Below are 19,532 nucleotides of genomic sequence, written 5' to 3'. Positions count from 1 at the left end.
GAGGAGGGGGGGCGCCCATCCCGCCGTGGCGGCGGGATGGCAAGGCGGCTTACGGGACCAAGGTCAGCACGTCGACATCGATTTCCGGGCTTTCCATGAAGTCTTTTTCCACTTCGCCACGGATTTCCACCTGGGTTTTGGCGTCGATCTTGCGGTTCATGAAGACCTTGTCGTCGATGTCCACCCGGATTTCCGCCGTGCCATCGGAGAAGGTGTATTTTTCCTTGCCGACTTTGCGCAGCAGGTGGCCGCGCAGCACGACGGCCTGGTCGTCGACGGGATTTTTCAGGATGGCGGCCACACTGCTGGGTGCGGTCGGGCCAGCCGTCGGTCCCACGTATTGGGCTTGTGCGCTGCCGGCCAGCAAGGCGCTGGCGGCGGCCAGGGCGACGATGAGTTTGCGGTGCAATGACATGGTATTCCTTTGATAGTGACCGGCGTGTCAGAAAAAGACGGCGGTGCGGGGGATGATAGCACCGGCATTGCCATAGGGCATGTTTGCCCGGACGTTGCCCGTGCTGGCCACGCCATCGTCGAGTTTGCTGTCGATCTGCTCGGCGTAGCTCTCGGGCAAGTTGTCGAATCGGATGCCGTTGCCGGCGCGCCCACCCACTTCATCGTTGTACAGGTAGACGGCGCCGCCCTGGGCGCTGGTCATGAATTGCGAGGTGCCGTTGTAGGAGCCGGTAATGAAGCCGCCCAGCGCCAGGTGCTGCGGCGCCAGCGTGAATTCGCGCGGCTGGCCGTCGCCGATCTGGCCGTCGCCATTGCCGTTGCCGGCCGAGTTTGGCACGTGGGTGGTGCCCTGGAGATCGTCGCCTGGCAAGGCGCGGAATTTGTCCTGGTAGGCGTTGACGGCGGCCGTCAGCGCATTCGACTGCTGGATGATGTTTTTCACCTTGGCGCTGTCGATCAAGCCTTGTCCTTTGAGCACGCCACCGAGCAGCAAGCCGATGATGACCAGGACGATGGCGATTTCTACGAGCGTAAAGCCGTGCTGGCGGCGTGGGAGCATGGGATTTCCTTGGAAAAAAAGTGCTGGGACTTGTTATGGCAGTTTACTGCAATTGGCGCCGGATGCGCACGGCATTTCAGGCTGCGTGTCATGGCGGTATCTTTGCTTTCCTTGCGGCAATTTGCTTGGCAAGTTCGTCGAGCCGGCGCGCCAGGAAGGCCAGCTCGTGCGGGTCGCTGATCTGGCCGCTGGCGATCAGGCCGCCGATCACCAGGCGGGCGCTGTCGAGCTGGTCCATGTCTTCCAGGGTGAACGCTTCCATCTCGCGCACCCAGGACGGCACGTGCGGCCCTGTCGCCAGCCGGCGCAGCGCGCGCGCGTAGCCGAGCGCCAGCGGCAGGTCGTGCAACTGGTGTTTTGCCACCAGCACGGCCTGCGCCATGGCGGGCCAGCGGCGCTGCGGGTCGGCCGCAAAGCTGGCGGCGACAAAGGCCAGCATGCGCCGCGCGCGCTGCGGATCGGCCACGCCCGCGTACACCTCGCTGGCGGCCACCAGCGCATACTGGCTGCGCGGATCAAGCGTTTGCGCCGTCTCCAGCCAGCCGGCCAGGCGGTCATAGTCGAGTTCGCGCCAGGGCAGGCTGACGCCGGGCTGGTCCTCGAACGACTGCAGGTACAGCAGCATGGCCTTCGACATGGCCAGCGGCTCGCCCAGGCTGGCCAGGCGCGCGACCCCGGCCGACGGCGCGGCAGGCAGGGGGCGCGCCTGTGCCGGAGCGTGCTGCTGCGCCAGGCGCCAGCCCAGCTGCACCAGCAGGCATGCGGCCAGCAGCCAGCACAGGGGGCGGGGCACGCTCGACCAGGGACGCGGGGAGACGGCCATCAGATGTTCCTGCGGTAAAAGTCGCACAGCGCGCAGCTGGCCAGCAAGGCCACATAGATGATGGTTTGCGCCGCCACGCCGGCCAAGGCTTGCCAGTCGCCGGTGGCGTACAGCAGCCAGTCCGTGCGCGTAAAGGCGTCGAGGCGGGGCAAGAGCAGGGCCAGCACGTCGATGGCGCCCGCCGTGGCCCGCTGCAGCCAGGAATCGCCCGCCTGCGCGCCGTGCGCCAGCAGTTGCAGGCTGCCCAGCATGCGCGCCAGCAGATAAAAGCCGCCCGTGGCGGCCAGGGCGGGCAGGACCTGTTGCAGACTGCTGGCGCACAGCAGGCTGAAGGCGGCGACGATCCACAGTTCTCCCAGCAGGGACAGCGCCCACAGCGCGCTGTGCGCGGGCGCGGCGAACAGCGCCATCAACAGACCGAACAGCAAGGCGGGCACGGCCGCCAGCACCCCGTAGCCCAGCAGTTTGCCCAGCAGATAGGCCACGCGGGGCATGGGCAGTGCCAGCAGCAACTCGAGGCCCCGGTCGGCCGCTTCGCGCGCCATGCTGGTGATAATGAACGTGGCCAGCAGGAAGACGCTGGCCAGGCGCAGGGTGGCCGCCAGCAGCGCCGCCTGCACGGCGCCGCTTTCCGTCAGCGCCAGTTGCTGCAGGAAGCCGGCCAGGGCTGCGGCGCCGCAGGCGGCCAGCATGAATAGCCATGGCAGGCGGCTGCGCAGCGCTTCGAGCAGCGTGTAGCGGGCGATGGTGAGGGCGGGAAAGAAGGTTGGCATCAGCGGGGCAGCCTTTGCGCCGCCACCATGCGGTTGAACAGGATGTTTGGCGACAGCCAGGTGACGAGGTCGTCGAACTCGCCGCCTGGCTGCTGCGGGCCGCTGGCGGCGCGGCTGATGACGGTGGTGGCGTTCGAGGCATTGTTGCGCTCGTCGACATTGTTGTTGAAAGGCACAGCCTGGCGCTGGCCCTGCATGCCAGTGGCGCCGAAGCCGTTCTTGCCGTGCGACATGATCATGGCGGGGATGTCGTTCAAGGCCGTCGCCTGCAGCAGCGCGCCGCCATTGCGCGTGACGATGCTGATGTCGCGCGGCGTGGCCAGGCTGAAGAGCTGGCCGCTGTCGCTGAAGGCGGGCGTCACGCTGTAGCGGAACAGATTGCTCCAGCTGTCGGCCTGGCGCAGTCCCAGGGTGGCCCATGGCAGGAATCCGGCGCGTTTTTCACCATTGCAGCGCGTGCCGCGCCGATCTTCCAGGCCACTCATGGCGGAAATGGCGGGACAGGGCAGGTAGCCGTAGCGCAGCGCGTAGCCCGTCAGCGCTTCCTTCGCTTCATTCAGCGCCTGTTGCGTCTCGGCCACCTTGCGCTGTTCCAGCTGCACCGTCAAGGGCGTGACCAGACCGCCTATCATCAGGCCCACGATGACGAGCACGATGGCGATCTCGATCAGGGAGAAGCCGCCCTGGCGGCGCCGGGTTCGATCCATATTGCTCATGGCAGGTTGCGCGCGGCGCGCATGCGTTGGTACAGGGTGGGCAAGGTAATCCAGGTCAGCATGTCGTCAAAGACGCCGCCCGGCAGCGCCGCATTGTCGCTCGCGGGGCGGCTGATGAAACGGCGGCTGGCGCTGTCGTTGGCCGCTTCGTCGAGATTGCCGCGCACCGTATTGCGCTGCCGCACGCCGCTGACGGCCGTGCCGTAGTGATCCTTGCCTTGCGAAAACAGCACGACAGGCAGGCACTGGGCGCTGACGTCGCATTGTTCCTGTCCCGCCACGTAGGCGAAGTCGCCGCGGCCGTCGCGTTCGAGGACTACCCGGTTGGCGATGGCGGAAAACGAGACGATGGGGGTGCGCGCCATTTCCGGCGTGACGCTGTAGCGCAGCAGCTTGCCCCAGGCGTCGCTGCCGTCCACGCCCAGCGCCACCCACGGCAAAAAACCGCTGCACTCGGCATCGTCGGCGCAGTCGGCGGCCCGTTCGCGCCCATCGAGGGCGGAGGCGGCCGGACGGGGCAGGCGACCTTTTGTGGCGGCAAAGCCCAGCAAGGCTTCGCGCGCCTGCGCCAGGGTGGCCAGGGTGCGCTGCTGGCGTTCGGCCTCGCCCGACTTGCGGCCGAAGGCGCTGATCAGCAGGCTGGCTGCGCCCAGGCCCAGCACCGCCACCAGCAGAAGCAGGACGGCGCCGCGCTGGCGACGCGGTTGGCGATGAGGTTGCCGTGGCGTCATGGCTGCACTTCCTGCACTTCGCTGACCGTGCCGCTGGCCGGGTCATAGCGCTGGCCAGGTTTCAGCAACACCACCTGGCCGTTCGACAGGCGCAGGGTCAATGTGCCGGGCTTGCCACGGGCAAGACGGTTGTGCGGCTCGTTCTGCGCTTCCTGGTTCAGCCAGACGGTGGAGCGGCCGCTGCTGCGCAGCACCAGGCCATTCAATTCCACGGGTGGGCCGGGCGGCGGCGGTGGCGGTGGCGCCGCCAGGGCGGGATCGGGCGGCGGCGGCCCGTAGCGCTGCGCGTCGAGCTGGGCGCGCTGCTCGGGCGACAGGAACAATCGCCCCAGCTGCGGTGACTGGGCGCGGGCTGTAAGCGCGGCGCCGGTCAGCAGCGCGCACAGGATGAGAGCGCGCTTCATGGCCGCCCCGGCACGGGCACGCTGTTGACGGTCAGCCACAGCAGTTCGCATTCGGCGCCCAAGGTGGGCGTTGTCCCGCTGCCGGTCCCGGCTGCTCCATGGCGCTTGAGCGTGCAATCCTGCACGGCGAAATAGCCGGCCTGGCGCAAATCGTCAAACAGGTTCAGCAAGTCCATCTCGTGCAGCAAATCCATCTGCAGGCGCATGCGGCTGCCGCGCAGGTGATATTGCCCCATCACTATGGGCAACGGCACTTGCAGCGCTTGCTGCGCACTGATGTCATAGCTGATCGGCAGCAGTTTGCGCTGTTCCTGGCTGCGGCGGATGGCGTCGATCCAGGCCAGGCGGTTTTCCTCGCCGATCAGGCCGCGCTGGCGCAAGGCCAGGAATTGCGGTTCATAGGCGCGGATTTCCTGTTTTTCCGCTTCCGCGTTGTTGAACAGGGTGGCCGCCGCCGTGCGCGTGTGCTGGGCAAGGTATAACTGTTGCGCCTCGCGCATGCGATAGGTGCCGCTCAGGCTGAGCAGCGCCACGCTGGCCAGCAAGGTCAGGGCAAAGCACAGCAGGGCGCCGCGCACCAGGTGCAGTTCACCCAGCCAGGCGGGCAGGGTGCGCGTGGGCGTGCTTGTCCGCTGCATGCCGGGCAAGGGCGGCTGCTTGACGGGGCCGCTCATGGCTGCCACTCCAGCAGGAGGGTAAAGCGTGCCTGGCTGTCCGGCGTCGGCGCGGCGCTCTTGCCGGACAGGGCCACGCTGGGACGCAGGTCGAGCGGCGTTTCCTCGATCGTCACCTGCATGCCCGGCTGGCGTGCCAGGGTTTGCGCAAAGGCCGTGACGGCGGCCAGCGCGGCGCGGTAGTCATTATTCGGCATGGCCACGTCCGCTTCCAGGCGCAGCGCCTGCGGCGGCGCGACAGGGATGCCGACCAGGGAGCTGGGGGGCGGCGCACTCGCACCCTGCTGCTGCGGTGGCTGGCCAGCGGCGGCGCGCGCGGGCGCTCGTCCCGCATGCCAGGCCAGCTGGCTGAGCGCAACCTGCGGCGCCTGGTCCAGCGCGGCGCCCAGCATGCCCAGCAGCCGGCCCGGTTCCGGCGCCTGGCTGGCGATCATCTGACCGAGGGTGACGGCCACTTTCATGTTTTGCGTCTTGGCCGGCGCCGGCGGCTGCGCCGACATGACGATGCGGTAGCGATCCTGGTAGGACGCCGTTTCCTGCGCCTGGCGCTGCGTGGCGGCACTGTCGGCGATGCCGCCTAGTAAATTAATCACGCACCACAGGGCCGCTGACCCGCCGATCAGCGCGCTGGCGCCATACAGCGCGTTGCGCGCGCGCTGGAAGTGGTAATAGCGGGCCAGCGTACCGGGCGGATAGTGGCTGGGCGGCGGATGCTTGCCCAGCAAGGTCAGCAGCAATTCGTCGGCCAACATCGGCGTGCGGCGCAAGTCCACCCGTTTGCCGGCCAACTGCAGGTCGATGAAGTGGTAAGCCACTTCCACGCCGTTGTCGCACAGCAATTCGAGTTTGGCGATTTGCGCGGCCGGCGCCAGGATGACGGTATTGAGCACGTCGCCGCGCGCCAGCATGCGCGTGCTGGTGAGAAATTGCCGTGTCTTTTCCGTTTCCAGCGCGATATTCACGGCCACGCCGTCGAGTGCGATGGCCAGGGTCTGGCGCGAAAAGCGCAGCTGGCCCTTTTCATAATAGCTTTGCCGCAAGCCGCCCGATTGCTGGGTCACCAGCAGCAGGTGTTCGTGCGCGATCGACAGCTTTTTCACCAGCGCAATACTGAGCAGGCTGGTCGAATAAATGCCGGCCACGGGCACGTGCAAGTGCTCGAGCGCCTCCGTCCACGGCTGCAGCAAGGTGGGGTTGGTCAGGGCGAAAAACAGCACCTGGTCGTCGTGGCGGCCCGTGCTTTCACGGCCCAGCAAGGTGCTGCCCCGGTAGGGCGTATCGCGGTACAGTTGCTGCTTGCGCCGCTCCAGCAAGGCACGGCCCGCTTTGCCGCGCACATGGGGCAGCAGATGGCGCTGGAAATCTTCCTCGATCAGGTCCGTCAGCAGGTAGGCGGGTACATTGAGCCGCTGTGCCTGCGTATCTTCCAGCCATGCGGCGAAGCCGTCCAGCCCGGCCGCGCTGGCAGGGAAGGTCTGGCCTTGACCCAGCGCGCCGTGGTCCCAGTCGTAGGCGCACAGGGCGTCGCTGGTAATGTAGAGTAATTGTTTGCGGAACACGGCGGCCTCAGATCTCAGCTCTCAAGTTTTAATCGTACTGATGGTGTCGTAAATCGGCCCCAGCACCGACAGCATGATCCAGCCCAGCAGCAGGCCCAGGATGACCGTCATGGTCGGCTCGATCATGGCTTGCACTTTTTCAATCAATTCTTTCACTTCGCGGTTGTAAAAGTAACTGACATTGCGCAAGGCCGTGTCCAGCGAACCCGTTGCTTCGCCCACCTTCAGCATGCGGATCACCAGCGGCGGGAAGATGCCCGTGTGCTGGAAGGCGGCGGTGACGCCGTAGCCCTCGCTGATCAGCTGGGCGGCGCGCCGCAGGCCGGCCGCCACCACCTGGTTGCCGGCGATGCCTTCGGACAGCCGGATGCATTCGAGTATCGTGATGCCGGAGGCATACATCAGGGCAAAAAACGTGGCGAAGCGGGCGAGGATGATCTTGTGCAGCACGGGACCGACCAGCCACAGCCGCAGTTTCAAACCATCCCACGCATAGCGGGCCGCCTCGCTGCGGCGGATGAGCGTGCGCCCGCCGAAGAACAGCAGCACGGGCAAGGCCAGCAGCAAATACCAGTAATTGATGAACACATTCGATACAAAGATCAGCACGCGCGTATGCAGCGGCAGCTCGCCGCCCATGTTGCGGATGAAGGCCGTCAGCTGGGGCACGAGATAAATCATCAGGAAAAACGCCACGGCCGCCACGACGATGGCCACGATGACCGGATACATGATGATCTTGCGCGTCTGCGAGGCCAGCTCGTCCTGCCACTTCAGGCTTTCCGACAGGTTCTTGAACACCTCGGCGATCCTGCCGCTCTGTTCGCCAGCCAGGATCAGGCTGGTGAATGTGGCGTCGAAGATGTCGCCATGCTGGGCCAGCGCGCCGGACAGGGGCAAGCCGCCCTCGATGCTTTCAATTAAATCCGTGACGACTTCGCGCAGGCGCGGGTGGTCCGTGCTTTCGCGCAAGTCGTTCAAGCCTTCCAGGATGGGTACGCCCGCACCCGTCAATTGCTCCATGTGGAAGCAGAAATTGATCAGGTCGCGGCGGTGGATGACACGCTTGCCCAGCAACACCAGGTACTGGCCCGTGATCTTGCAGTCAATCAAGTCGAGCTGCATGCGGTGCAGGCGCGCTTCCAGATCCGGCACGTTGGCCGCCTCCATGCTGCCGGGAATCAGGGCGCCGGCGGCATCCATGGCGCGGTAGACATATTGCGCCATCAGGCCAGCCTTTCCGTCAGGTCGACGACGCGGCCCACTTCTTCCAGTGTGGTGACGCCTTCCAGCACGCGGCGCATGCCGTCGTCGACGATGCCCTTGAAGCCGGCCGCGCGCGCCGCGTTCCTCAATTCGCGGCTACTGGCGCGGCGCGCCGTCAATTCATCGAGTTCGGCCGTCATCTTGAGGATTTCCATGATGGCCAGGCGGCCCTTGTAGCCCTGGTGCGCGCAGCGCTCGCAACCGACGGCGTGGCAGATGGACACGGGCGCCTCGTCCGCCGTCAGGCCCAGCAGGCGGCGCTCGACGTCGTCGGCGACCGTCGTTTCCTTGCAATGTGGACACAAACGGCGCACCAGGCGCTGCGCCACGATACCGATGATGTTGCCGGCCATGATGTCGGGCAGGATGCCGATGTCGAGCAGGCGCGCCACGGAGCCGATGGCCGAGCTCGTATGCAGGGTGGAATACACCTGGTGGCCCGTCATGGCGGCGGCAAAGGCCATTTCCGCCGTTTCGCGGTCGCGGATTTCGCCTACGAGGATGATGTCCGGGTCTTGCCGCATCATCGAGCGGATGCCGTCGGCAAAGCCCAGCTTGACCGATTCGTTGACGGAGGTCTGGCGTATCATGTTCATCGGATACTCGATCGGGTCCTCCAGGGTCATGATGTTGACGCTTTCCGTATTGATATGGTTGAGTATCGAATACAGGGTGGTGGTCTTGCCGCTGCCCGTCGGGCCCGTCACGAGAATCACGCCGTCGGGGCGCGCGATCATGAGTTTCAACAAGTTCAATTCCGGCTCGGCCAGGCCCAGGGAGTCCAGCGGCACGATGCCTTTTTGGCGGTCGAGCACGCGCAGCACGACGTTTTCCCCATGCGTCGTGGGCTGCGCCGAGGCGCGAAAGTCGATTTGCCGTCCGGAAAACTTGATGCTGATGCGCCCATCCTGCGGCGCGCGCGCCTCGGCGATATTCATGTTCGACATCACCTTCAAGCGCACGGCCATGGCCGGCCAGTACGACTTGTGCAAGCTGCGAATTTGCCGCAGGATGCCGTCGATGCGGTAGCGGATGCGCAGGAACGACTGTTCCGGTTCGAAATGGATGTCCGAGGCGCCATTTTGCACGGCATCGGCCAGCAGCGCGTCGATCAGGCGCACCATGGGCTGGCTGTATTCGTCCGAGGGCGAGGCCATGCTTTGATAGCTGACCTCGCCCGTTTCGATTTCGTGCAGGATGCCGTCGATCGACAGTTCGAAGCCGTAGTACTGGTCGATGGCGCGCGAAATGTCCGATTCGTTGACGAGCACGGTGGAAATCGTGATGCCCTTGACCAGCATGGCGCTGATCTGGTCGAGCGCGACGATGTTGCTCGTGTCAGCCATGGCCAGGATCAGATTGTCCGCCTGCCGCTCGTAGACGATGGGAAAGACGCGGTAGCGCTTGGCCACGTCTTTCGGGATCAGTTTCAGGGCGATGGCGTCGACCACCAGGCTCGACAAGTCCGCGCTGACCTGTTTCAGGTTTTCGCTGAGCGCCTCGCGCACGGTTGCTTCCGTGACGAAGCCCAGGGTGATCAGCAGCTTGCCCAGCGGTTCGCTGCTGCGCCGTTGCTCGATCAGGGCGATGCGCAGCTGGTCTTCGCTGATCACGCCTTTCTTGATCAACAGCTTGCCAAGAGGAAGTTTTGCCTGTTCTGCCATGTTGCTTATTCTTGACGGGGTGTGATAGTGGCCGGCTCGGCCGGGGCTGCGCCCGCCGCTGGCGCGGGGGCTGTCAGGTCGCGCAGGCGCGCCTGCACCACGGCCTGGTCGAATGCGGCCGGCGTGGTTTGCGCCAGGGTCAAGGCGCGCTGGTAATACGTGGCGGCCAGCCTGGGCTGGTTCAGCCGGTCCAGGCCCACGGCCAGGTTGAATGCATAGTCGGGATTGGCGGGCGCGGCGCCGTAGGCGCGGAAAAATTGCTGCTGCGCTTCGTTCCAGCGGCGCTGCTTGGCGTACACATTGCCCAGTGCAAACAGCACGGGGGCGTTGTCGGGGCTGCGTGCCAGGATGGCTTTCAATTTTGCCTCGCTCAGCGCCACGTCGCCCTGGCGCAACCCGATCAGACCGGCCAGCGCCTCGCCATCGTCGGGATTGATTTCCAGTAAACGTACGTACAAGGCCGCCGCCTGTGCGCCCTGGTTTTCGCGCAGGGCCACGGCCGCCAGGCCCAGCAGCGCGTCGCGGTTGTTGGCATCCTGCCGCAGCACCGTTTCATATTGCTGACGAGCAAGACCCAGCTGGCCCCCGTTGAAGGCCTGGTAGGCTTGCTGCACGCCGGGGTTGATTTGTGGCGCGGCGACGCTGCGCTGCACCTGGATCTGGCTGTTGTCGGGCGCTGCCACGGGCGGCAGGCTGGGCGGGGCGGGCGGCGCCATGTGCGCCAGCTGCGCCGCTACGGCGGCCTGGGCCGCCGCCTGTATCATCGCCTGCTGCTCCGCCGCACCGGCTGACTGGCGCGCGTCGCGCACGAAGTCCTGCGGTGGTGTCGCGGGGGAGGGCGGGGCGTCAGGCTGCGCCGTGCCCGTTGCCGGCAGCACCACGATAGGACCGGCCACGCCGGCCGTGCCAGGGGCATCCGCCAGCGGCATGGGCACGCCGGGCAGGTTGGCGCTCGCGCCGGGGCTGGTACTGGCGCGCCAGTACCAATACGCCATGGCACCGGCCACCAGCAGGAGGATTGCCAGCAGGACGGCCAGGCGTACGGTGGCCGGGTCGACGCTGATGGGCCCCGTGGGGCCTTTCGGTGGCGTATTGCTGCGGCTGGCGCGTGGCCGGGCGGGCGGCGGTTCGGGACGCGCACGCGGCGGCTCGGGGGGCGGACCCGGTTGCGGGTCTGGTGGTGAGCCCGGCTGGGTGCCACTGGGCTCGGGCGGCGGCGCGGGTGCGTCCGGCAGCGGTTCCAGGCTCAGGGTGCTGGCCGGTTGCGCGGGCGGCGCGGCAGGCATGGCTCGGGCCGGCAGGGCGTCGGCCGGTGCCAGTTCCAGCACCTGGTCGTAGGCCTCGGACGGCTTTTCCAGTTCCTCTTCGGAAAGGCTGTTTTGCTTGGTGCGCTCGGCCTTCTTGAGCGCCTGCATCAGCAAGCTCATGGGAAGTCTCCCTGCAGGCGTGCCTGCGGCTGGACGGTGGGCGCCGGCGGGCCATCCGTGTACGGCTGGCTGTTGAGCGGCGCCTGGCCGGGAAGCAGGTAGCGGTAGTCGCGGTAATCGCCCTCAATGCTGGCATCCTTGACCACGACGGGGCGCATGAAAATCACCAGCTCCGTCTTGCTGCTTGCTTCATTGCGGTAGGTAAACAGATTGCCCACGATGGGCAGGCTGGACAGTCCCGGCACGCCATCCCTGGCGTTGTCGATGGAGTCCTGCATCAGGCCGCCCATCACGGCGATCTGGCCATTGCCCACTTTCATGATCGATTCCAGCTCACGCGCCTGGATGACGGGCACGCGGCTTTGCACGTTCGCCGTGGCCAGGGCCGGGTTCGGGTCTTGCACGTAGCCAACGATGCGCGTGATGGTGGGGCGCACGTTCAGGGTGACTTCATCGCTTTCGGAAATCTGCGGCGTGACGCTCATGACGAAGCCGACGGGCACCGTTTCCAGTTTCGACTCATAGGTGGCCGGCGTGGTGATGGTACCCGTCGAGCTGATCACGGCGGGTGTCACCTTGATGGTAAAGAAGACATTGTTGTCGACTACCTTCAGCATGGCCGTTTGATTGTTGAGCACGCTGATCTTCGGGCTGGACAGCACTTTCACCTTGCCGAACGATTCGAGCAGCTGGATGGTGGTGGCAAAACTGTCTTTCGCATAATTGAGCAGGAAGATGCCCGGCGTGATATTGGGTGTGACGCCACTGGACAGTACCGTCGTGCCCACTTGCCCCTGCCGCAGCTGCAGGCTGCCCGTCAGGCGCGACCAGTTGATGCCTTGCTGGTATTCATTGCTCAGGCGCACTTCGATGATGGTCGCTTCGATCAGCACTTGCCGCTTGGCGCTGTGCAATACCGCATCGAGGAATTCAGCGATCTTTTCATGCTGGCGCCCCGTGGCCCGCACGGCGATCAGCCCGCCCTCGACGTTGACGACGACGGACGAGGGGCCGCCCTTGTTGGCCAGTTTTAACAGCGGCATGCCGTTCGCGTCCAGCGGCTGGCCAGAATACGCATTCTGGCCAGGGACCTGCTGGCCCGGCGCATTTTGACTCCCATTCGGGCCGCCATTCTGCATCGGCGGCTGGGCGCCGTACTGGCCAGTTGCGCCGTTGGCAGGGAAGTTGCCGGCCTGGTTCTGCGGCTGACCCTGCTGCCCTTGCTGCCCCTGCTGGCCGGGCACAGTCGTCAATTGCTGGTTCAGCTGCGCCAGCGGGTCCACCTGCACATCGTTGAGCGTGGTCTCGCGCAGCAGGTCGCGGATATTCTTTTCCAGGCTGTACCAGAAATTATTTTCCGAACGATTCACCACCAGGGTGGTCGAATTGTTGTTGCCATTGCTGCCTTGCGTGCTGCCGACGGGATTACTGGCGTTGTTCGACCCGCCGCCCGCCGTGGAGATTTGCGTGGCGATATTCACGCTGCTGTTGGTGCTGCGCGCCATGTTGACGTAATCGACCTTGTAATTGCGCCAAACGGGGGCGTCGGGCAGTACCGTCAGGTTCTTGCCATCGATTTCGTAGCGCATGTCGACTTGCTTGCCGATACGCGACAGCAGTTGCGGCAGGGTCTGGTTCAGCGCATTCAGCGTGACGCTGCCCTCGATCTGCGGGTGGATGTCGATATTCATGCCCGCGTCGCGCGCCAGCGCAAACAGCAGCGATTGCACGGGCACTTTGTGCACGGTGACGCTATACGTTTCCACTTTGGGCGCGGGCAGGGGCGCGGCCAGCGCGCTGCTTTGCTGCACCGGTTCGGGAATGGCGCCAGCAGGGAGGGGCGGGGCATTGATGTGCCCAGGCGACAGCGGTGTTTGATGCGTGGCGCAGCCAGCCAGCATGGCGCTGCAGGCGAGGGTGACCCAGGAGGCCAGCACAGGAATAGGGTGTTGATTCATGAAAAGTTCGCCCTTGGAGTCGTGTTGTGCTTTTGTAATTTTAACTAGCATGATCGCCTAAAAGCAATCGGCTGTGCAGGCCAGAGAGGCAATATGTAGAAATAAAGTTAGGGTGCGCCACGCCCCGGCTGTGCCGCGCTTTCGGCTTTCATTTCTGTGCGGATATTGTCTATGCTGCTAAGCAATATTTTCTGTGGTGAAGCGGGGGCCAGTCTGGCCCATATGGCTTCGGCGCTGGCCCGGTCGGCAAAGCTGCCGTAGACGATGAGCAGGCGCGTGGCGGCGCTGGCGGGCGCGTGCTGTGGCGACGTACGTGGCAGCCGGCTTGCGGCGGTTGCGCCAGGCAGGCGAAACACGTGGACGTCGTGCAGGCCGATGGCTTGCTGCGCCTGCTGCAAAAAAGTTTCTGCCGCAGCCGTCTCGCTGGCAGGCAGGCTGGCAATCTGCAGTACGAGTTGCTGGGGCCCTTGCTGTGCCAGCCAGCCGCGCGATTCGGCCAGCTTGCTGTCGAGCAGCGTTGACGGCGCTGGCAGGGGGGTGTGCGGGACGGCTGCATGGAGCGCGGCTGGCGCCGCCATGCCAGCTGCCTGGTCCGGCGCCAGCCATTGCCACAGCAGCGCAGTGGCCAGCAGCAGCATCAGCGCACTCAGGGCGCCCGCCAGCACCTTGCCCGCGTGCCATGGCGGGCGGTAAAAGGGGCTGTCGGCGATGGCCAGGCGCACATGGCGTCCATGCACTTGCCGGGCATCGTCCGCATATGCGGCCAGCAAGGCTTTGTCGGCCAGGATATTGACCCTGCGCACTATGCCCTGCGAGGAGCTCGCCAGCCGGCGCAGCGCTGCCGGCGTGAAAACGAGCGGCGCCGTGCGGCCGGCGGCGGCCAGGCGGCACGCCAGATAGTCGTTCAGCAAGGCCTGCGGCAGGCACGGCACGGTAAAACTGTGGGTGATGCGTTCCTTTAGCTGGCGGAACTGGGGCAAGTCCAGCGTCCGCTGCAATTCCGGCTGGCCAAACAGGACGATTTGCAGCAGCTTGTGGCTGGCCGTTTCCAAATTCGTCAGCAGGCGCAGCGCTTCCAGGGTGGCGCCCGGCATGGCTTGGGCTTCTTCGGCCAGCAGCACCACCTGGCGCCGCGCCGCATGCCGTGCGATCAGCTCGCCGTGCAGGGAGCGCAGCACGGCATCGGTGCGGCATCCGTCCAGCGCCAGGCCCAGTTCGGCGGCGATGGTGCGCAGGACTTCGTCCGGTTCCAGGCGCGGATTGAGCAGGTACACCACGTCGATGTGGAGCGGCAAGCGTTCGGCCAGCATGCGGCACAGCATGGTCTTGCCGCTGCCTACTTCACCCGTCAGCTTGATGATGCCTTCGCCTTGCGTGACGGCATACAGCAGCGCCGCGAGCAATTCACCGCGCGTATTGCCCGTATAAAAGAAGGCCGGGTCCGGCGTGATGCCGAACGGCGCCGTGCGCAAGCCGAAATGGCGCAGATACATGCCGTGCGGGGAGGGCGCGTAAGGCCGCCCGGGCGGCGTGGAAAGCGGGATGGGCGTGTCGGCGTTCATACCGCGATGCAATTGAGGAAAGCCTGTTCCAGGCTGGCGCCGGCCGCACCGCCATGGCGCGCGCGGCATTCGGCGGGCGTGCCCGTAAATACGATGCGTCCCGCATGCAGGATCGCCATGCGGTCGCACAATTCTTCCACGTCGGCCAGCGCATGCGAAGTGAGCAGGGCGCCGCGGCCTTGCGCGCGCGCTTGCCGCAGCACCTGCTTGAACTGTGCGCGCGCCTTCGGGTCGAGTCCGCTCATCGGTTCGTCCAGCACCAGTTGCGGCTTGCCCGACAGCAAGCAGGCGGCCAGCCCCAGTTTCTGCATCATGCCTTTCGAATACTCGCGCGCGGGGCGCAGCAAGGCGTCCGGCGCCAGGTCCAGCGCGGCCAGCGCTTGCTGCACGGCTTGCGCATCAGGGTGCACATTGTGCAGGCGCGACAGGTAGCGCAGGAAGTCGCCGCCCGTCAGGTAATAGGGCGCCTGGAAACGTTCCGGCAGAAACGACAGGGGCTGGCGCGCCGCGCCGTGGCGGTGCGGCTGGCCGAAAATGGTGATCTCGCCCCGCTCGGGCGTGCAAAAGTCGAGCAGGCATTTCAGCAGGCTGGTCTTTCCAGCGCCATTCACGCCGACCAGGCCGAACAGTTCCCCCGCGCGCACCTGCAGGTCGACGCCGCGCAGCACGGCGCTGCCCGCCAGCTGCAGATGCACGTTGTGAAACTCGATGGCGCAGGCGTTCATAGGGGCAATGGTCGGCAGGCAAGAAGGCGTACGACCGCCATTATTGCCATGGGCGCAGGTGGGCGGCAAGTGTTTCCTTTCAGAGTGTTGAAATGCGCGAAAATCAAGCCACGGAATGTATTTTCTTTAAGAAACAACAGGTTCTGGAATAAAATACCTGCGCGCGCCGCTGGCGTGCATCGTTTGAAGAATTTGTCGAGGAGCAAGCATGGCAAGGCCAGAGAAAGTCCGGCTCGGTGAAATTTTGGTGCAGCAGAAACTGCTGACGGAAGAACAGTTGGGCCAGGCCTTGACGGAACAGAAGCGCTCGGGGCGCAAGCTGGGCCGCGTTTTTGTCGAGCACGGCTTTGTCACGGAAGAGCAAATTTCGGGCGCCCTGGCGCGTCAGCTCGACATTCCCTACATCAATCTGAAGTTTTTCAACATCAATCCCGAACTGGTGCGGTTGCTGCCGGAAACCCAGGCGCGGCGCTTTCGCGCGCTGGTGCTGGAAGATCGCCGCGAGGGCTTGCTGGTCGGCATGTCCGATCCCACCGACCTGTTTGCGTACGATGAAATCTCGCGCCTGGTCAAGCGCCAGATCGAACTCGCTGTCGTCAATGAAACGGAAGTGCTGGCCGCCATCGACCGCATCTACCGCCGCACGGAAGATATCTCCACCCTGACGCGCGAGCTGGAACAGGACCTGGGCGACGTTTCCGTCGACTTCGGCGCGCTGGCCGTCAATCCGGGCCTGGAAGAGGCGCCCATCGTCAAGCTGCTGCAATCCGTGTTCGAGGATGCCACGCAGGTGCGCGCCTCGGATATCCACATCGAGCCGCAGGAAGGCCGGCTGCAAATCCGCTTCCGCATCGACGGCGTGCTGCACCTGCAGACGGAAGCGGACAGCAAGATCGCCAGTTCGCTGGCGCTGCGTCTGAAACTGATGTCGGACCTCGATATTTCCGAGAAGCGCTTGCCGCAGGATGGCCGCTTCGCCATCCGCGTGAAAAACCAGCGCATCGACGTGCGTATTTCCACCATGCCGACGCAATACGGCGAATCGGTGGTGATGCGCTTGCTGAACCAGGGCGGTACGACCTTGCGCCTGGACGCCATCGGCATGCCGCCCGCCTTGGTGGCGCAGTTCCGCGCCATCGTCAACCGTCCGAACGGCCTCGTATTGGTGACGGGGCCGACCGGTAGCGGCAAGACGACGACCTTGTATTGCGCCTTGTCCGAACTCAATTCGGTGGAAAAAAAGCTGATTACGGTGGAAGACCCCGTCGAGTACCGCTTGCCCGGCATTAACCAGGTGCAAGTGAATGACAAGATCGAGCTGAACTTTGCCCGCGTGCTGCGCTCGGCCCTGCGGCAAGATCCCGACATCGTGCTGGTCGGCGAGATGCGCGACCAGGAAACGGCGCAGATCGGCCTGCGCGCCGCCATGACGGGCCATCTGGTGCTGTCGACCCTGCATACGAACGACGCCATCAGCACGCCGCTGCGCCTGATGGACATGGGCGTGCCCCGCTACATGGTGGGCAGTTCGCTGCAAGCCGTGCTGGCGCAGCGCCTGGTGCGCGTGATCTGCGAAAGCTGCAGCACGCCGTACGCGCCCACGCCGAACGAATACGAATGGCTGCGCCTGGAACTGGGGGAGCTGGTCGAGCGCAACCAGTATTTCCATGGCAAGGGCTGCTCGCATTGCAACGGCATGGGTTACCGGGGCCGCACGGGCGTGTACGAATTGCTGGAAATCACGCGCGCCGTGGCCGACGCCGCCAACCATGCCGATCCTTCCCACTTCATGAAGGTGGCGATGGAGCAAATGGCGGGTGAAACCCTGCGCCGCCACGCCGTGCAGCTGGTGGTTGCCGGCCGCACGACGGTGATGGAAGCAATGCGCATCAGCAACCAGAGCGAGGATTGAGGTGCCGTTTTTCTCCTACAAGGCGCGTAGCGCCAGCGGCGAACTGCTGACCGGCGTGATGGAAGGCGCCGACAGCGGTGCCGTGGCCGACCAATTGATGGCGGGCGGCAGCACGCCCGTCGACATCAGCGCCACCAGGCAGACGGTGACGAAGGCCGGCGCCAGCACGCTGAGCTGGTGGGACAAGCTGACCGAGAAAAAAGTCACGCCCATGGACGTGCAATTGTTCAGCCGCCAGCTGTACACCCTGCTCAAAGCGGGCGTGCCCATCATGCGCGGCCTGGCCGGCCTGCAGGAGTCCGCCATCAGCCCCGCCTTCGGGCGCATCATCAAGGATGTGCGCGAGTCGTTGGACGCGGGGCGCGAACTGTCGGCCGCCATGGCGCGTCATCCCACGATCTTCACGCCGTTTTATTTGTCGATGGTGCGCGTGGGTGAAATGACGGGGCGCCTCGATGAAGTGTTTTTGCGCCTGTTCAACCACCTGGAATTCGACCGCGACATGCGCGCGCGTGTGAAAACGGCGACACGCTACCCGACCTTCGTCGTCTTCGCCATGCTGGCCGCCATGGTGGTCGTGAATATCTTCGTCATTCCCCAGTTCGAGAAGGTGTTCGCCAGCTTCCATGCGGAACTGCCCTTGATGACCCGCATCCTGATCGGCACCTCGCGCTTTACGGTGGCGTACTGGCCCATCCTGCTGTTGCTGGGCGTAGGCGGCCTGTTCGGCTGGCGCGCCTGGCTGCGCACGAAAGAGGGCTTATATAAGTGGGACCGCGCCAAGCTGCGCCTGCCGATCGCTGGCAAGATCATCCTGAAGGGCACGATGGCCCGCTTCGCGCGCAGCTTTGCCCTGTCGAGCAAGAGCGGCGTGCCCATCGTGCAGGCGCTGACGGTGGTGTCGCAAACGGTCGATAATACTTACCTGAGCGCGCGCGTGGAGCAGATGCGCGACGGCGTCGAGCGGGGCGAAAGCATCTTGCGCACCTCGGTCGCGGCCGGCGTGTTCACGCCCGTGGTGCTGCAGATGATCGCCGTGGGCGAGGAATCCGGTTCGCTCGACGACTTGATGGACGAGATCGCTGACATGTACGAGCGCGAAGTCGATTATGAGCTGAAGACCCTGTCGGCGCAGATCGAGCCGATTTTAATCGTCTTCCTCGGCGCCATGGTGCTGGTGCTGGCGCTGGGCATCTTCCTGCCCATCTGGGACCTGGGCCGGGCGGCCCTGCACTGATGGCAAAGGCGTTCCGTCAGCGCGGTTTCACCCTGTTCGAGCTGGCGGTGGTGGCGAGCGTGTTCGCCATCCTGGCGGCGGTGTTCCTGAACCGCGTCAGGGATTACCAGCAGCAGGCGCAGCAGGTGGCCGTGGCGCAAATGCTCGGCGTCTTGCGCACCAGCTTGCGGGTGCAGGTGCTGCAGCTGTACCTGGCGGATCAGCGCGCAAAAATGCCGGCGCTGGCGCGGCAAAACCCGTTCGACTGGCTGGAGGATAAGCCGGCCAACTACCTGGGCGAGTTTGCGCAGCCGGACCTTGCAAAATTGCAGGCAGGGAATTGGTTATACGACAGAAAAGAACAAAAAATTATCTATTTGTTTAGTAATAGCAATATTTTTCCCTCTACAGGGGTTGATGCAGCGAAATTTAAGGTAACCTTGCCAGGTGTGGACGCCGATCTTGACAAGCTCGCCAAGGAGCCCGATATTGTGGTGTGGAAATCGCCGGACTCGGCAGCAAAGTGAGGGTCGTGCAGCGATAGTTTCAAGTTGTAGTTTGATGTTTTTAATTGATTTTGGAGAGTTGGAATGAATAAATCCCTACGTAATTTTAAGAGCGGCGCGCAGGCGGGTTTTACCCTGATCGAGCTGGTGGTTGTCATCGTCATCCTGGGCATCCTGGCTGCAACGGCAATTCCCAAGTTCATCGACATGTCGACCGATGCGCGCGTGGCCAAGATGCAGGCGGCTGCTGGCGCCGTCAAGGCCGGTTCGGCGCTTTTCCATGCGCAGTGGCTGGTCAATGGGTCCGATGATACAAAGACTGTCAATATGGATGGCAAAGCTGTCGCTGGCAAGTTTGGCTACCCTACTGTAGCCAGTATTCAAGAGGCTGCAGGCTTGGTGGCGGATGAGTATGGCCTTTCGACACCAGGGACTGTGACAGTTGATACGACTGCCGTTACCAGCCGTGCAAATTGTTCCGTGGTCTACACTGCACCGGGCGCAATTGGCGAGGCACCTGTGATCAAGCTCAATGCAAGCACCACGACGTGTAAGTAATATTGCACTGTTTGCAAGGAAAGCCCGGCCACGCCCGGTCCTC

The 19,532-nt window shown here is 64.6% G+C and carries 19 protein-coding genes; 4 read left to right on the top strand and 15 right to left on the bottom strand.

Annotated features, from left to right (window positions below; all coding sequences use genetic code 11):
- Positions 1–49: 49 nt before the first annotated feature.
- The 15 genes from ACQ4WY_RS03535 to ACQ4WY_RS03465 form a co-directional block, all read right to left on the bottom strand.
- Positions 50–415, bottom strand: coding sequence for a YgiW/YdeI family stress tolerance OB fold protein (locus ACQ4WY_RS03535; protein WP_436502847.1), 366 nt, complete (start codon positions 413–415; stop codon positions 50–52).
- Positions 416–442: 27 nt separating this feature from the next.
- The gene (locus tag ACQ4WY_RS03530) at positions 443–1,015 is read right to left on the bottom strand and encodes a prepilin-type N-terminal cleavage/methylation domain-containing protein (RefSeq protein ID WP_353656708.1); all 573 of its coding nucleotides are present in this window, start codon (positions 1,013–1,015) and stop codon (positions 443–445) included.
- 88 nt (positions 1,016–1,103) lie between these two features.
- The gene (locus ACQ4WY_RS03525; protein ID WP_436502846.1) at positions 1,104–1,838 is read right to left on the bottom strand and encodes a hypothetical protein; all 735 of its coding nucleotides are present in this window, start codon (positions 1,836–1,838) and stop codon (positions 1,104–1,106) included.
- Positions 1,838–2,611, bottom strand: a complete 774-nt coding sequence (locus tag ACQ4WY_RS03520; protein ID WP_436502845.1) for an ABC transporter permease — start codon at positions 2,609–2,611, stop codon at positions 1,838–1,840. Before ACQ4WY_RS03520 ends, ACQ4WY_RS03525 begins: the two co-directional genes overlap by 1 nt.
- Positions 2,611–3,318, bottom strand: coding sequence for a prepilin-type N-terminal cleavage/methylation domain-containing protein (locus ACQ4WY_RS03515; RefSeq protein WP_436502844.1), 708 nt, complete (start codon positions 3,316–3,318; stop codon positions 2,611–2,613). Before ACQ4WY_RS03515 ends, ACQ4WY_RS03520 begins: the two co-directional genes overlap by 1 nt.
- Positions 3,319–3,323: 5 nt before the next feature.
- A complete protein-coding gene (locus tag ACQ4WY_RS03510) occupies positions 3,324–4,058 on the bottom strand; it encodes a hypothetical protein (protein ID WP_436502843.1) in 735 nt (244 codons plus the stop codon).
- Positions 4,055–4,462 (bottom strand): hypothetical protein, encoded by a 408-nt coding sequence (locus ACQ4WY_RS03505; protein WP_436502842.1) that lies wholly within the window; start codon positions 4,460–4,462, stop codon positions 4,055–4,057. The genes ACQ4WY_RS03510 and ACQ4WY_RS03505 overlap by 4 nt, the downstream gene beginning before the upstream one ends.
- Positions 4,459–5,136: a hypothetical protein gene (locus ACQ4WY_RS03500; RefSeq protein WP_353656714.1), complete on the bottom strand. Its 678-nt coding sequence runs from the start codon at positions 5,134–5,136 to the stop codon at positions 4,459–4,461. Before ACQ4WY_RS03500 ends, ACQ4WY_RS03505 begins: the two co-directional genes overlap by 4 nt.
- Complete coding sequence (locus ACQ4WY_RS03495; protein WP_436502841.1) at positions 5,133–6,695, bottom strand: hypothetical protein; 1,563 nt, start codon at positions 6,693–6,695, stop codon at positions 5,133–5,135. Before ACQ4WY_RS03495 ends, ACQ4WY_RS03500 begins: the two co-directional genes overlap by 4 nt.
- 21 nt (positions 6,696–6,716) lie before the next feature.
- Entirely contained in the window at positions 6,717–7,922 is a 1,206-nt protein-coding gene (locus tag ACQ4WY_RS03490; protein WP_353656716.1) for a type II secretion system F family protein, read from the bottom strand.
- Positions 7,922–9,625, bottom strand: coding sequence for a GspE/PulE family protein (locus tag ACQ4WY_RS03485; protein ID WP_436502840.1), 1,704 nt, complete (start codon positions 9,623–9,625; stop codon positions 7,922–7,924). Before ACQ4WY_RS03485 ends, ACQ4WY_RS03490 begins: the two co-directional genes overlap by 1 nt.
- A 5-nt stretch (positions 9,626–9,630) precedes the next feature.
- Positions 9,631–11,052: a tetratricopeptide repeat protein gene (locus ACQ4WY_RS03480; RefSeq protein WP_436502839.1), complete on the bottom strand. Its 1,422-nt coding sequence runs from the start codon at positions 11,050–11,052 to the stop codon at positions 9,631–9,633.
- Complete coding sequence (locus ACQ4WY_RS03475) at positions 11,049–13,010, bottom strand: secretin GspD/PilQ domain-containing protein (protein WP_436502838.1); 1,962 nt, start codon at positions 13,008–13,010, stop codon at positions 11,049–11,051. The genes ACQ4WY_RS03480 and ACQ4WY_RS03475 overlap by 4 nt, the downstream gene beginning before the upstream one ends.
- A gap of 107 nt (positions 13,011–13,117) precedes the next feature.
- Positions 13,118–14,572, bottom strand: coding sequence for an ExeA family protein (locus ACQ4WY_RS03470; protein ID WP_436502837.1), 1,455 nt, complete (start codon positions 14,570–14,572; stop codon positions 13,118–13,120).
- Positions 14,569–15,297, bottom strand: a complete 729-nt coding sequence (locus ACQ4WY_RS03465) for an ABC transporter ATP-binding protein (protein ID WP_436502836.1) — start codon at positions 15,295–15,297, stop codon at positions 14,569–14,571. Before ACQ4WY_RS03465 ends, ACQ4WY_RS03470 begins: the two co-directional genes overlap by 4 nt.
- A 208-nt stretch (positions 15,298–15,505) precedes the next feature.
- Here ACQ4WY_RS03465 and ACQ4WY_RS03460 point away from each other — a divergent pair, with 208 nt between their 5' ends.
- The 4 genes from ACQ4WY_RS03460 to ACQ4WY_RS03445 all read left to right on the top strand — a co-directional run bounded on the left by ACQ4WY_RS03460 (position 15,506) and on the right by ACQ4WY_RS03445 (position 19,489).
- Complete coding sequence (locus tag ACQ4WY_RS03460; protein WP_436502835.1) at positions 15,506–17,209, top strand: GspE/PulE family protein; 1,704 nt, start codon at positions 15,506–15,508, stop codon at positions 17,207–17,209.
- 1 nt (position 17,210) lies between these two features.
- Positions 17,211–18,446 (top strand): type II secretion system F family protein, encoded by a 1,236-nt coding sequence (locus ACQ4WY_RS03455; RefSeq protein ID WP_436502834.1) that lies wholly within the window; start codon positions 17,211–17,213, stop codon positions 18,444–18,446.
- Entirely contained in the window at positions 18,446–18,952 is a 507-nt protein-coding gene (locus ACQ4WY_RS03450; protein WP_436502833.1) for a type II secretion system protein, read from the top strand. The genes ACQ4WY_RS03455 and ACQ4WY_RS03450 overlap by 1 nt, the downstream gene beginning before the upstream one ends.
- A 63-nt stretch (positions 18,953–19,015) precedes the next feature.
- Positions 19,016–19,489: a type II secretion system protein gene (locus ACQ4WY_RS03445; protein ID WP_436502832.1), complete on the top strand. Its 474-nt coding sequence runs from the start codon at positions 19,016–19,018 to the stop codon at positions 19,487–19,489.
- The last annotated feature ends 43 nt before the right edge of the window (positions 19,490–19,532 follow it).

Source organism: Janthinobacterium salmonicoloratum, from assembly GCF_051380845.1.
GTDB classification, from domain to species: domain Bacteria; phylum Pseudomonadota; class Gammaproteobacteria; order Burkholderiales; family Burkholderiaceae_D; genus Janthinobacterium; species Janthinobacterium lividum_F.
This window is presented reverse-complemented; position numbering and strand designations above follow the sequence as displayed.

What these genes read in the sequence shown, in the direction of transcription:
- ACQ4WY_RS03535 (WP_436502847.1), bottom strand. Translation starts at nt 415, where the DNA reads ATGTCATTGCACCGCAAACTCATCGTCGCCCTGGCCGCCGCCAGCGCC.
- ACQ4WY_RS03530 (WP_353656708.1), bottom strand. Translation starts at nt 1,015, where the DNA reads ATGCTCCCACGCCGCCAGCACGGCTTTACGCTCGTAGAAATCGCCATC.
- ACQ4WY_RS03525 (WP_436502846.1), bottom strand. Translation starts at nt 1,838, where the DNA reads ATGGCCGTCTCCCCGCGTCCCTGGTCGAGCGTGCCCCGCCCCCTGTGC.
- ACQ4WY_RS03520 (WP_436502845.1), bottom strand. Translation starts at nt 2,611, where the DNA reads ATGCCAACCTTCTTTCCCGCCCTCACCATCGCCCGCTACACGCTGCTC.
- ACQ4WY_RS03515 (WP_436502844.1), bottom strand. Translation starts at nt 3,318, where the DNA reads ATGGATCGAACCCGGCGCCGCCAGGGCGGCTTCTCCCTGATCGAGATC.
- ACQ4WY_RS03510 (WP_436502843.1), bottom strand. Translation starts at nt 4,058, where the DNA reads ATGACGCCACGGCAACCTCATCGCCAACCGCGTCGCCAGCGCGGCGCC.
- ACQ4WY_RS03505 (WP_436502842.1), bottom strand. Translation starts at nt 4,462, where the DNA reads ATGAAGCGCGCTCTCATCCTGTGCGCGCTGCTGACCGGCGCCGCGCTT.
- ACQ4WY_RS03500 (WP_353656714.1), bottom strand. Translation starts at nt 5,136, where the DNA reads ATGAGCGGCCCCGTCAAGCAGCCGCCCTTGCCCGGCATGCAGCGGACA.
- ACQ4WY_RS03490 (WP_353656716.1), bottom strand. Translation starts at nt 7,922, where the DNA reads ATGGCGCAATATGTCTACCGCGCCATGGATGCCGCCGGCGCCCTGATT.
- ACQ4WY_RS03485 (WP_436502840.1), bottom strand. Translation starts at nt 9,625, where the DNA reads ATGGCAGAACAGGCAAAACTTCCTCTTGGCAAGCTGTTGATCAAGAAA.
- ACQ4WY_RS03480 (WP_436502839.1), bottom strand. Translation starts at nt 11,052, where the DNA reads ATGAGCTTGCTGATGCAGGCGCTCAAGAAGGCCGAGCGCACCAAGCAA.
- ACQ4WY_RS03475 (WP_436502838.1), bottom strand. Translation starts at nt 13,010, where the DNA reads ATGAATCAACACCCTATTCCTGTGCTGGCCTCCTGGGTCACCCTCGCC.
- ACQ4WY_RS03470 (WP_436502837.1), bottom strand. Translation starts at nt 14,572, where the DNA reads ATGAACGCCGACACGCCCATCCCGCTTTCCACGCCGCCCGGGCGGCCT.
- ACQ4WY_RS03465 (WP_436502836.1), bottom strand. Translation starts at nt 15,297, where the DNA reads ATGAACGCCTGCGCCATCGAGTTTCACAACGTGCATCTGCAGCTGGCG.
- ACQ4WY_RS03460 (WP_436502835.1), top strand. Translation starts at nt 15,506, where the DNA reads ATGGCAAGGCCAGAGAAAGTCCGGCTCGGTGAAATTTTGGTGCAGCAG.
- ACQ4WY_RS03450 (WP_436502833.1), top strand. Translation starts at nt 18,446, where the DNA reads ATGGCAAAGGCGTTCCGTCAGCGCGGTTTCACCCTGTTCGAGCTGGCG.
- ACQ4WY_RS03445 (WP_436502832.1), top strand. Translation starts at nt 19,016, where the DNA reads ATGAATAAATCCCTACGTAATTTTAAGAGCGGCGCGCAGGCGGGTTTT.